Source organism: Polynucleobacter sp. MWH-Svant-W18 (assembly GCF_018687495.1).
Classification (GTDB): domain Bacteria; phylum Pseudomonadota; class Gammaproteobacteria; order Burkholderiales; family Burkholderiaceae; genus Polynucleobacter.
In genome coordinates this window covers 986295-997547 of sequence record NZ_CP061293.1, presented here as the reverse complement: position 1 = coordinate 997547, position 11253 = coordinate 986295, and the positions used below count along the sequence as shown (strand labels likewise).

Here is an 11253-nt window from a genome sequence, read left to right as displayed (position 1 = left end):
GGAAAGAGCATGAAAGTTTTTTACGATAAAGACGCTGATTTGTCCCTCATTAAGGGCAAGAAAGTCACCATCATTGGTTATGGTTCACAAGGACACGCACACGCATTGAACCTCAAAGACTCCGGCGTTAACGTTACCGTTGGTTTACGTAAAGACGGTGCCTCTTGGAGCAAAGCAGCGAATGCAGGTTTGGCTGTTAAAGAAGTTGCTGAAGCCGTAAAAGATGCTGACATCGTGATGATGTTGTTGCCAGACGAGCAAATCGCTGAGGTTTACAACAAAGAAGTGCATGGCAATATTAAGCAAGGCGCTGCCTTGGCTTTTGCCCACGGCTTCAATGTTCACTATGGTCAAGTTCAGCCACGTGCGGATTTGGATGTAATCATGATTGCTCCGAAAGCGCCAGGTCACACTGTACGTGGCACTTACGCTCAAGGCGGCGGTGTTCCACACCTCATCGCTGTTTACCAGGATAAATCTGGCTCTGCCCGTGACTTAGCTTTGTCCTACGCTACTGCCAATGGCGGCGGTCGTGCCGGCATTATCGAAACCAACTTCCGTGAAGAAACTGAAACCGACTTGTTTGGTGAGCAGGCTGTTCTTTGTGGTGGTGCCGTAGAGTTGATCAAAGCAGGTTTTGAGACTTTGGTTGAAGCAGGTTATGCACCAGAGATGGCATATTTTGAGTGCTTGCATGAGCTCAAGTTGATCGTTGACTTGATCTACGAGGGCGGTATTGCCAATATGAACTACTCAATCTCAAACAATGCAGAGTATGGTGAGTACGTTACTGGCCCACGCGTTGTGACTGAAGATACGAAGAACGCAATGCGTCAGTGCTTAAAAGACATTCAGACTGGTGAATATGCAAAGAGCTTCATCCTAGAAAATAAGGCAGGTGCTCCTACATTGATTTCTCGTCGTCGTTTGAATGCTGAGCATGACATCGAAGTTGTTGGCGCAAAATTGCGTGCCATGATGCCTTGGATTGCAAAGAATAAATTGGTTGATCAAACCAAGAACTAAGCCGATCACTCCGCATTCCAATGAAAGTAGTAAACCAAAAAGGCTCAGAACAAAGATGATGTATCCGCACCCCATTATTGCGAAAGAAGGTTGGCCGTATTTGGCACTAGTGGGGGCCCTGACTTTGCTAGTCCATTTTTTGGGCGGTATTGCTTGGTCTTGGCCGCTCTGGATCATCTTCTTTTTTGTTCTACAGTTCTTTCGCGATCCTCAGCGTATTCCTGCGCTGGGTCGTGATCTCGTGTTGTCTCCAGCAGATGGTCGCATTGTCGTAGTTGAAAAAGCGCATGATCCTTATGCTGAACGTGAAGCACTCAAAATCAGTGTGTTTATGAATGTCTTCAACGTGCACTCTAACCGCAGTGCCATCAATGGCCTTGTGAAAGAGATTCAATATTTTCCAGGCAAGTTTGTGAATGCCGATTTGGATAAAGCCTCTACTGAAAATGAGCGCAATGCTGTAGTGATCGATGCTAACGGCCAGATCGTCACCTTAGTTCAAGTTGCAGGTTTAATTGCCCGTCGCATCTTGTGCTACATCCATGTGGGCGATCGTCTTAAAGCCGGAGAGCGCTATGGCTTTATTCGCTTTGGTTCACGAGTTGATGTCTACTTGCCTCTTACTGCTGAACCTCTCGTTACTGTGGGTGATAAAGTATTTGCTACAAACACGGCTTTGGCGCGTCTGCCAGGCTTAGATTGATTTGTATTGATTAACCGGGATACGCTTTGAGTACATTTCGTCGTCGTGGCCGTATAGATCGCAGTCGCCTCTCACATAAACGCATTTTGAAGTCTGAGGGTGATTGGGTAGACGCTTTAGGGGATGGTGTTGATTATGAAGTAGAAGAGGTGCACGATAAGCCTCGTCCACGTGGTAAAGGCATTTACTTGCTGCCTAATGCGTTTACGACTGCAGCACTTTTTAGTGGTTTTTTTGCCATCGTTAACGCGATGAATGATCAGTTTCAGGTGGCGGCAATTGCAATCTTTGCGTCTCTAGTATTGGATGGTATGGATGGCCGTGTAGCACGCATGACCAATACCCAAAGTGCATTTGGTGAGCAATATGACTCATTGGCGGATATGGTGTCCTTTGGAGTGGCACCAGCACTCGTTGCATATGAGTGGGCTCTCAAAGATTTAGGTAAGTGGGGTTGGTTGGCTGCTTTTACCTATTGCGCAGGCGCAGCACTCAGGCTTGCCCGCTTCAATGTAAATACTGGTGTTGTTGATAAAAAGTTTTTTCAGGGCTTACCTAGTCCAGCCGCAGGCGCATTGATGGCCGGATTCATATGGTTGGCTGACGATAACAAGATTCCCGTCCGAGATACAGCAATTCCTTGGGTTACCTTTTTCATAGCCGTCTACGCTGGCTTGACCATGGTCTCCAATGCCCGTTTCTATAGCGGCAAAGCATTGGATGTGCGCTATCGCGTACCGTTTGGCGTCATGGTTTTAATGATCCTCACTTTTGTTTTGATCTCCTCAAACCCGCCGTTGACCCTTTTTGGTCTATTTGTGGTGTATTCCATCTCCGGCTATGTGATTTGGGGCTGGGAACGACTCAGCGGTAAGCGTTTTAGCTAATTTTGGAATTTTCGGGTATATTAATTCCATGTTGATGCACTTTTCCTTAACCAGCCTTCTTCTACTAGCACTAAGCCTAAAGCTTGGGGCGGGTAAGGCCTGAGTTGATGAAATCTAGATAATTCATTAACCACCACATACCAGCCCCAGCAATTTGCTGGGGTTTTTTGTTTTTAGATTCAAGTTGAATATTAGTAAAGACTGTAGTTAGAACCGGAGAGTAATGATGAGCGATAAAGTAATCATTTTTGATACCACCTTGCGTGATGGCGAGCAGTCCCCTGGCGCCTCAATGACCAAAGACGAGAAGGTTCGCATTGCGCGCCAATTAGAGCGCCTTAAGGTTGATGTCATCGAAGCCGGCTTTGCGGCAAGCTCTGAAGGTGATTTTCAGGCAATCTCTGCTGTGGCTGCTGCAGTGAAGGATTCGATTGTGTGTTCTTTGGCCAGAGCAAATGAAAAAGATATTACGCGTGCCTCTGATGCCTTAAAGGCAGCTAAGTCAAAACGGATTCATGCTTTCTTGGCAACTAGTCCTTTGCATATGGCTGTCAAATTGCGCATGTCTCCAGAGGATGTTTTGGAGCAAGCTAAGCGCTCCATTCGGTTTGCCAGAAATTTGGCGGAAGATATTGAGTTCTCTGCAGAAGATGGCTATCGCTCGGAGATGGATTTTTTATGCAGAGTAGTCGAAGCTGTCATCAAGGAGGGTGCCACTACGATCAATATTCCGGACACTGTGGGCTATGCAACGCCTGAGTTGTATGGTGAGTTCATAAAAACTTTGCGGACTAGCGTGCCAAATTCTGATAAAGCCATTTGGTCGGTTCATTGTCATAATGATTTAGGTATGGCTGTTGCAAATTCTTTGGCCGGCGTGAAGATTGGCGGGGCTCGTCAAATCGAGTGCACCATTAACGGTTTAGGTGAAAGAGCTGGAAACACTGCCTTGGAAGAGATTGTGATGTCCTTGCGTACCCGTAAGGATTATTTTGATATGGTCTGCGGAATTGACGCTACGCAGATAGTTCCAGCATCCAAATTGGTTTCTCAAATAACCGGCTTTGTGGTGCAACCGAATAAGGCTGTTGTTGGTGCTAATGCCTTTGCCCATGCTTCCGGCATCCATCAAGATGGTATTTTGAAGAACCGCGAAACCTATGAAATTATGCGCGCTGAAGATGTAGGTTGGTCTACAAACAAAATCGTCTTGGGTAAATTGTCTGGGCGTAATGCTTTCAAGCAACGTTTACATGAGTTGGGTATTACGGTTGAGGCAGAGGCGGAGTTAAATGAAGCATTTGCAAGATTCAAGGCCTTGGCAGATCAAAAAGCCGAAATCTTTGATGAAGACATCATCGCCATCATGTCTGATTCTGCAGCGGCAGAAGAGGGTGAGCATTACCACTTCATTTCTTTGAGTCAGCACTCAGAAACAGGTGAGCGTCCAAAGTCACGGGTCACTTTCCGGATGGGCAATACAGAAGTCAGCTCAGAAGCAGAAGGTAATGGCCCAGTAGACGCAAGCTTGAATGCTATTGAAGAGATCGCCAAAAGTGGGGCAGAGCAGTTGCTCTATTCCGTAAACGCGATTACCTCTGGTACGCAGTCCCAAGGTGAAGTGACAGTGCGTTTAGCAAAAGGAGGCCGCATTGTGAATGGCGTTGGCACAGATCCTGACATCATTGCTGCATCGGCTAAGGCCTATTTATCAGCCTTAAATAAATTGCATGATCCTAGTCAAGCCAAGCTCAATGCACAGATGACGCCATAAGCTATCGCGGCTATTCGCGTCATCTGAGTGCTTACTTATTTAGTTCGGAATCTTTGTAGTATTTAGTGCCCTTGCCAGTGATCTCAGCAGCAAGGCCTGCATCAGTGAGCTGATACATCAAGACACCAGGCGCTACGCTAACAGCGTCTTGAAAGGCATCACCATTTTTATCGTATTTAGCTGCAGCGGTGACCTGTCCACCAAAAGTCCAGCCAGAGTCAACAAAGTCATTGAGCGCAGCTTCGGTTTGGAAGATAAAAATATTTTGGAATGACTTAATTCCCAAGCCAAGTCCCGCTTGAACCTCAGCCATATCCATGAATACCGGCTTTTTAGTACGTTGATTAATCACTACTCCAGTCCCAGTGCCGCCACCTGCAATCAAAATCTTCATACCAAAGTTACTAAAGGTGGCATATCCAGGTGACTGGTCAATTAGCTCTTTTACTTTTGGCCTCATCTTGTAGAGATGTTGCAGAATTTCGTCATTCTTTTTGAGGATGTCTTGCCTTTGTTGGGCAACCGTTTTGTCTGAGCTAAAAGGGTTTGAGAATTGGGCATATGTGGCTTGATTTAAGCCTAAACCCAATATAACCAAGGCGAGGAAAGTACGCAGAATTGGATAGATTTTCATAAGATATTGATTTATATGGATATTTTATTTATTTGACTACAATGGATTGCTAGAGCATACCAATATTTCAAAGTAGGCTCTTAGTTTGCAGTCCTCATCTGCTACAATTCGAGGGCTTTGATTTATAAAGCTTTTTTGTTTTATTTTTGTTAATCGCACGACACAAATTGGGTGAAAGCTCATGTGTTCGCAAGTTAGGAGTATTAAAAATGGCAGTTGCTGATATTAAAACGGCGGAAATCGTCAAAGACAACGCGCGCAGCGCAAACGATACGGGTAGCCCTGAAGTTCAAGTTTCATTGCTTACAGCCCGCATCAATGAATTAACCCCCCATTTCAAGGCTAACGCTAAAGATCATCACAGCCGTCGTGGCTTGTTGAAGATGGTTTCACGTCGCCGTCGCCTCTTGGATTACCTCAAGGGCAAAGATTTGGATCGCTATCGCGCATTGATTGAGAAATTAGGTCTCCGTAAGTAATTCTTATCGGTATGCAATGCCATCTATCTTAGGGTTGTTTCTTCGCAGAATCAGTCTTAAGCAGATGGCATGTTTTTTTGGGCGCTTGTAGATTATTTGTGTAGGGGATCGTGTCATTCCAATGAGTTTCTGAGTATTGATCAGAGTCTCCCTGGAATGACATCCCTTGTAATCTTTAAACGCTCCAGTGTTGTCGTGACACTGCTTTATCCCACGACAAGCGCAATCCTCATGTGAGTCTTGTGTGAACAATTTGGAGAAGATCAGAATGACAATGTTTAAAAAAGCAGTGAAGAGTTTTCAATGGGGCAATCATCAAGTAACAATGGAAACTGGTGAGATTGCTCGCCAATCTGGTGGCGCTGTGATCGTTAATGTGGATGACACAGTGGTAATGGGCACCGTAGTTGCCTCTAAGTCAGCAAAGCCTGGCCAATCCTTTTTCCCACTAACAGTGGATTATTTAGAAAAGACATACGCAGCAGGCAAGATCCCTGGTGGTTTCTTCCGCCGTGAAGGTCGTCCATCTGAAGGTGAGACATTGATCTCCCGTTTGATCGATCGTCCATTACGTCCTTTGTTCCCAGAGGGCTTCTTGAATGAAGTGCAGGTTGTAGTGCATGTGTTGTCTATTAACCCAGACGTCCCAGCTGATATTCCAGCATTGATTGCTGCTTCTGCAGCCTTGGCTGTTTCTGGCATTCCTTTTGCTGGTCCAGTTGGCGCGGCGCGCGTTGGTTATGCAAATGGTCAATACCTTTTGAACCCAACCCGTACAGAACAAGCTACTAGCGAGCTCGATTTGATTGTTGCTGGCACACAAGCTGCTGTATTGATGGTGGAATCTGAAGCCAATCAACTTTCTGAAGAAGTCATGTTGGGTGCAGTTGTGTATGGTCACGACCAAATGCAAACAGCGATTAATGCGATTAATGATCTAGTACGTGAAGCTGGTAAACCTGAATGGGACTGGCAAGCTGCTCCTAAAGATGAGCCATTCATTGCTAAGGTAACTGCTTTGGCTGAAGCGCCATTGCGTGAGGCATATCAGATTCGTCAAAAGGGCGCTCGTTCAGACAAGCTCAAAGAAATTTCTAAAGAAGTTTTGGCTAAATTATCTGAAGAAGGTGAAGTAGATGCTGTTGCTGTTAGCGACATCATGTTTGAAATCGAAGCGAAGATTGTGCGTAGCCAGATTTTGAATGGTGAGCCACGGATTGATGGCCGCGATACACGCACTGTTCGTCCAATCGAAATTCGTAACGGCGTATTGCCACGTACCCACGGCTCAGCATTGTTTACCCGTGGTGAAACTCAAGCATTGGTAGTTGCGACCTTGGGTACTGCCCGTGATGAGCAAATCATCGATGCGCTCGAAGGTGAGTACCGCGATCGTTTCATGTTCCACTACAACATGCCTCCGTTTGCTACCGGTGAAACTGGCCGCGTAGGCAGCCCTAAGCGCCGTGAAATTGGTCACGGTCGTTTGGCTAAACGTGCATTGATTCCAGTTCTGCCAAGCCCAGAAGATTTTGCATACAGCATCCGTGTTGTTTCAGAAATCACTGAGTCGAATGGATCTTCTTCAATGGCTTCTGTTTGTGGTGGCTGTTTAGCCATGATGGATGCTGGTGTTCCAGTAAAAGCGCACGTTGCAGGTGTAGCAATGGGCTTGATCCTTGACGGCAATCGTTTTGCTGTGTTGACTGATATCTTGGGTGACGAAGATCACCTGGGCGATATGGACTTTAAAGTAGCGGGTACTGCGAATGGTATTACTGCACTTCAGATGGACATTAAGGTTCAAGGCATTACTAAAGAAATTATGCAAGTGGCCTTGGCACAAGCTAAAGAAGGTCGTTTGCACATCTTGAGCAAAATGCAAGAAGCAATGGGTTCAGTTCGCACCGAATTGTCTGCTCATGCTCCACGCATGGTGTCATTCAAGATTCACCCAGATAAGATTCGTGAAGTGATTGGTAAAGGCGGCGCAACTATCCAAGCCTTGACTAAAGAAACGGGTTGCAGCATCGATATCAAAGATGACGGTACTGTAACCATTGCATCTACCAGTGCTGAAGGTATGGCAGAAGCCAAGGCCCGCATCGAAGGTATTACTGCTGAAGCTGAAGTTGGCAAAATCTACGAAGGTCCAGTAGTGAAGTTGCTCGAATTCGGTGCTTTGGTAAACATTCTTCCTGGCAAAGATGGTCTCTTGCACATCTCTGAAATCTCTAATGAGCGCGTAAAAGAAGTGAAAGACTATTTGGCAGAAGGCCAAGTGGTTCGTGTGAAGTTGTTGGCTGCTGATGAGCGCGGTCGTTTGCGCTTGTCTCTCAAAGCTGCGATGGCAGATGAGGGTGGCACAATTGCTCCTTTAGCTGGTGCATCTGATGCAAATGCAGAGACAGTTGCTGAAGTTGCTCCTGCTACAGACGAAACAGCTTAAGCATTGATCCTCTAGTACAAGCGAGAAGCTCTTATGCGCGTAATGGAAATCAAAGAATTTGGCGCACCAGAAATGCTGGTGTCAGCCACTCGTCCAGATCCAGTGGCTCCTGCTGCGGGAACTGGCGAGGTTCTCATTAAGGTGATTGCAGCTGGCATTAACCGCCCAGATGTATTGCAGCGTAAAGGCCATTACCCAGTGCCTGCAGGTGCATCTGATATCCCAGGATTGGAAGTGGCTGGTGAGATCGTTGGTGGTGATCTATCGCATGCTGATAATCTTTTTGGTCTCAAAATTGGCGATAAGGTATGTGCCTTGGTGCAAGGTGGCGGCTATGCAGAATTGTGTACAGCCCCCATTGCTCAGTGCTTGCCTTATCCAAAAGGTTTTACAGATCAAGAGGCCGCATCATTACCTGAAACTTTTTATACCGTTTGGAGCAATGTCTTCATGCGTGGTGAATTGTCTGAGGGTGAAACCTTACTGGTTCAGGGTGGATCTAGCGGTATTGGTGTTACAGCCATTTTGATTGCTAAGGCTTTAGGTCATAAAGTATTTGTAACAGCAGGTACCGATGAAAAGTGCGCTGCTTGCCTTGAATTAGGCGCTGATTTAGCAATTAACTACAAGACTCAAGACTTTGTAGAAGAAATTAAAAAAGCAACTGATGGTAAAGGCGTCAACGTCGTGCTCGATATGGTGACTGGTGCCTATGTACAGCGTGAGATTGATTGCTTGGCAGATGATGGCCGTATTGTGATCATTGCGATCATGGGTGGTTCAAAAGCGGAAGTGAATACGGGGCAAATTTTGCGTCGTCGTTTAACTATCACTGGCTCGACCTTGCGCCCACGTCCAGTTTCATTCAAGAAGCAAATCACGCAACAGTTGCATGCACGTATTTGGCCATTGCTAGATGCTGGCAAATTAAAGCCAGTGATTTACAAAACTTTTACGCTTGATCAGGCGGCAGATGCCCATCGTTTGATGGAGTCCTCTGAGCATGTAGGCAAGATTATTCTCACTGTCTAGAAGATTCTCATCATCATGCGCCCACTGATCGTCATCGGCAACTGGAAAATGAATGGCAATCTTGCTAGTAATGAAGATTGGATCAAGACCGTTGCCCGCGGAATGGAAAGTGGCATGCCTTCTGGACGCAAGTTTGCGGTTTGTCCACCGTTTCCCTATTTAGCGCAATGTGCTAGCTTGATTAAGGAATGTTCTTTAGCGTTTCTGAGCCTTGGCGCACAGGATGCGTCTGCTCATATCTCTGGCGCTTATACCGGTGAAGTGGCAGCCTCGATGCTGAAACAGATGGGTTGCACTTATGTCATTGTTGGCCATTCAGAGCGTCGTCAGATGCAGCATGAAGTAGATGAATTGATTGCCGCCAAAGCATTGCAAGTATTAGATAGTGGAATGACCCCAGTGATTTGTGTGGGTGAAACTGCTGATGAACGAAATTCAGGCAGGGAGATTGAAGTTGTTTGTGGACAGGTTGCAAAGCAATTGAGCGTATTGCAAGACCGATTGGCTGATTGCTTAATTGCCTATGAGCCTGTTTGGGCAATTGGTACCGGTAAGGTTGCCAGCGCTCAAGTGGCACAAGATATGCATCGGGCAATTCGCCTGCAATTGGCTGAGTTTGATGAGGATGTTGCTTCTCACGTTGGAATTTTGTACGGCGGCAGTGTTAAGCCTGATAATGCCGTTGAATTGTTTGCAATGCCGGATATTGATGGTGGACTAGTTGGGGGTGCTTCATTGGACCCCAAGGAATTTTTGGCCATTTGCCAGGCATAGATTTTTTATTTGGAGATGAATTGTGGAATGGCTTAAGACTTTATTGATCGTGTTGCAGATAATTTCAGCATTGGCTGTGATTCTGCTAGTGCTGTTGCAGCAAGGTAAGGGCGCAGATATGGGTGCGGCTTTTGGTTCTGGCGCTTCAGGCAGCTTATTTGGCGCGAGTGGTTCTGCTAACTTTTTATCCCACGCTACCGCGATTTTTGCAGGCATCTTCTTTGTTTGCACTTTGGGAATTACTTGGCTTGGCAACAAAAAGGAAGTCAGTCCTGGCGTCCTCTCTGGGACCGTAGCTCCAGTGGTAGCCCCAGCTGCTCCAGCCGCTCCAGTGCAGGACCCAACAAAACCTGCAGTTCCTAAGTAAAAAAGTCGGTTTTTACGGATTTTGATGTCCAAAAAACGGCGTAGTTTAGTGGTGCAATGCAGTAGAATTGACAGGTTTTGCAAGATGCCGACGTGGTGAAATTGGTAGACACGCTATCTTGAGGGGGTAGTGGCTTAGGCTGTGCGAGTTCGAGTCTCGCCGTCGGCACCAAAAATACGAATTTGTAGGGAGTTTTTGCTATAAATCAATGTTGTAGGTAGTGGAATAATTAATAATTTGCTGTTTTGACGATTTACCAGAAAAACAACTCAGGACCATTTTGAATCTCGCTAATTACTTTCCTGTTCTGCTGTTTATCCTCGTAGGTATTGGGGTGGGATTAGTCCCCATGTTCCTCGGAAAAATTCTAGCTCCTTCGAAGCCTGATGCTGAAAAACTATCTCCCTATGAGTGCGGTTTTGAAGCGTTCGAAGATGCGCGTATGAAGTTCGATGTGCGCTACTACTTAATTGCCATTTTGTTCATTCTGTTTGACCTAGAAACCGCATTCCTATTTCCCTGGGGTGTGGCTCTGCGTGATATTGGTTGGTTTGGCTACGCCTCCATGGTGATCTTCCTCTTGGAATTCATTGTGGGATTTGTGTATATCTGGAAAAAGGGCGCTCTCGACTGGGAGTGATAGATATGGCATTAGAAGGTGTTCTCAAAGAAGGATTTGTTACTACTACTGCAGACCAGTTAATCAACTGGACTCGCAATGGTTCTTTATGGCCAATGACTTTTGGTCTGGCTTGCTGTGCGGTGGAGATGATGCATGCGGGCGCCTCCCGTTATGACTTAGACCGCTTTGGCGTCGTTTTCCGTCCATCCCCACGTCAATCCGACTTAATGATTGTGGCCGGCACTTTATGTAACAAGATGGCTCCAGCGCTCCGTAAGGTTTATGACCAGATGCCTGAGCCACGCTGGGTAATCTCTATGGGCTCCTGTGCCAATGGCGGTGGTTATTACCATAACTCTTATTCAGTTGTGCGCGGTTGCGATCGCATCGTGCCAGTCGATATTTATGTTCCTGGTTGCCCTCCAACTGCTGAGGCCTTGATCTATGGAATTATTCAGTTGCAATCTAAGATCGCACGCACCAGCACGATTGCAAGGAAGGCCTAA

The 11253-nt window shown here is 46.3% G+C and carries 12 protein-coding genes and 1 tRNA gene; 12 read left to right on the top strand and 1 reads right to left on the bottom strand.

Translation table 11 applies throughout. The annotated features are described in order from the left end of the window. The first annotated feature begins 9 nt into the window (after nucleotides 1-9). The 4 genes from ilvC to C2757_RS05195 all read left to right on the top strand — a co-directional run bounded on the left by ilvC (nucleotide 10) and on the right by C2757_RS05195 (nucleotide 4390). Nucleotides 10-1026, top strand: coding sequence for a ketol-acid reductoisomerase (gene ilvC, locus C2757_RS05210; protein WP_215373264.1), 1017 nt, complete (start codon nucleotides 10-12; stop codon nucleotides 1024-1026). Between the two features lie 55 nt (nucleotides 1027-1081). Beyond that, nucleotides 1082-1729: a phosphatidylserine decarboxylase gene (locus C2757_RS05205; RefSeq protein ID WP_215373262.1), complete on the top strand. Its 648-nt coding sequence runs from the start codon at nucleotides 1082-1084 to the stop codon at nucleotides 1727-1729. Nucleotides 1730-1755: 26 nt separating this feature from the next. After that, nucleotides 1756-2616 carry a CDP-diacylglycerol--serine O-phosphatidyltransferase gene (gene pssA, locus C2757_RS05200; protein ID WP_215373261.1) on the top strand — a complete coding sequence of 287 codons (861 nt, stop codon included), beginning with the start codon at nucleotides 1756-1758 and terminating at the stop codon, nucleotides 2614-2616. A gap of 226 nt (nucleotides 2617-2842) precedes the next feature. After that, a complete protein-coding gene (locus C2757_RS05195; protein WP_215376947.1) occupies nucleotides 2843-4390 on the top strand; it encodes a 2-isopropylmalate synthase in 1548 nt (515 codons plus the stop codon). 31 nt (nucleotides 4391-4421) lie between these two features. Here C2757_RS05195 and C2757_RS05190 read toward each other — a convergent pair whose 3' ends face one another. After that, the gene (locus tag C2757_RS05190) at nucleotides 4422-5024 is read right to left on the bottom strand and encodes a YSC84-related protein (RefSeq protein WP_251366713.1); all 603 of its coding nucleotides are present in this window, start codon (nucleotides 5022-5024) and stop codon (nucleotides 4422-4424) included. A gap of 209 nt (nucleotides 5025-5233) precedes the next feature. Between C2757_RS05190 and rpsO the strand changes: the two genes are divergently transcribed. From rpsO to C2757_RS05150, 8 genes are all read left to right on the top strand, one after another. Beyond that, nucleotides 5234-5503: a 30S ribosomal protein S15 gene (gene rpsO / locus C2757_RS05185; protein ID WP_011902897.1), complete on the top strand. Its 270-nt coding sequence runs from the start codon at nucleotides 5234-5236 to the stop codon at nucleotides 5501-5503. 268 nt (nucleotides 5504-5771) lie between these two features. Continuing rightward, complete coding sequence (gene pnp / locus C2757_RS05180; protein WP_215373259.1) at nucleotides 5772-7952, top strand: polyribonucleotide nucleotidyltransferase; 2181 nt, start codon at nucleotides 5772-5774, stop codon at nucleotides 7950-7952. Between the two features lie 33 nt (nucleotides 7953-7985). Further along, nucleotides 7986-8984, top strand: a complete 999-nt coding sequence (locus C2757_RS05175; protein WP_215373257.1) for an NAD(P)H-quinone oxidoreductase — start codon at nucleotides 7986-7988, stop codon at nucleotides 8982-8984. Between the two features lie 15 nt (nucleotides 8985-8999). Next, nucleotides 9000-9758 carry a triose-phosphate isomerase gene (gene tpiA / locus C2757_RS05170; protein ID WP_215373256.1) on the top strand — a complete coding sequence of 253 codons (759 nt, stop codon included), beginning with the start codon at nucleotides 9000-9002 and terminating at the stop codon, nucleotides 9756-9758. Between the two features lie 22 nt (nucleotides 9759-9780). Beyond that, nucleotides 9781-10125: a preprotein translocase subunit SecG gene (gene secG, locus C2757_RS05165; RefSeq protein ID WP_215373254.1), complete on the top strand. Its 345-nt coding sequence runs from the start codon at nucleotides 9781-9783 to the stop codon at nucleotides 10123-10125. 86 nt (nucleotides 10126-10211) lie between these two features. Continuing rightward, a tRNA-Leu gene (locus C2757_RS05160) sits at nucleotides 10212-10296 on the top strand. 109 nt (nucleotides 10297-10405) lie between these two features. Then, complete coding sequence (locus C2757_RS05155; RefSeq protein ID WP_011902892.1) at nucleotides 10406-10765, top strand: NADH-quinone oxidoreductase subunit A; 360 nt, start codon at nucleotides 10406-10408, stop codon at nucleotides 10763-10765. A 5-nt stretch (nucleotides 10766-10770) separates the two neighbouring features. Beyond that, the gene (locus C2757_RS05150; protein ID WP_011902891.1) at nucleotides 10771-11253 is read left to right on the top strand and encodes an NADH-quinone oxidoreductase subunit B family protein; all 483 of its coding nucleotides are present in this window, start codon (nucleotides 10771-10773) and stop codon (nucleotides 11251-11253) included.

What these genes read in the sequence shown, in the direction of transcription:
- rpsO (WP_011902897.1), top strand. Translation starts at nt 5,234, where the DNA reads ATGGCAGTTGCTGATATTAAAACGGCGGAAATCGTCAAAGACAACGCG.
- tpiA (WP_215373256.1), top strand. Translation starts at nt 9,000, where the DNA reads ATGCGCCCACTGATCGTCATCGGCAACTGGAAAATGAATGGCAATCTT.
- C2757_RS05205 (WP_215373262.1), top strand. Translation starts at nt 1,082, where the DNA reads ATGATGTATCCGCACCCCATTATTGCGAAAGAAGGTTGGCCGTATTTG.
- C2757_RS05150 (WP_011902891.1), top strand. Translation starts at nt 10,771, where the DNA reads ATGGCATTAGAAGGTGTTCTCAAAGAAGGATTTGTTACTACTACTGCA.
- C2757_RS05195 (WP_215376947.1), top strand. Translation starts at nt 2,843, where the DNA reads ATGAGCGATAAAGTAATCATTTTTGATACCACCTTGCGTGATGGCGAG.
- C2757_RS05190 (WP_251366713.1), bottom strand. Translation starts at nt 5,024, where the DNA reads ATGAAAATCTATCCAATTCTGCGTACTTTCCTCGCCTTGGTTATATTG.
- ilvC (WP_215373264.1), top strand. Translation starts at nt 10, where the DNA reads ATGAAAGTTTTTTACGATAAAGACGCTGATTTGTCCCTCATTAAGGGC.
- C2757_RS05175 (WP_215373257.1), top strand. Translation starts at nt 7,986, where the DNA reads ATGCGCGTAATGGAAATCAAAGAATTTGGCGCACCAGAAATGCTGGTG.
- pnp (WP_215373259.1), top strand. Translation starts at nt 5,772, where the DNA reads ATGACAATGTTTAAAAAAGCAGTGAAGAGTTTTCAATGGGGCAATCAT.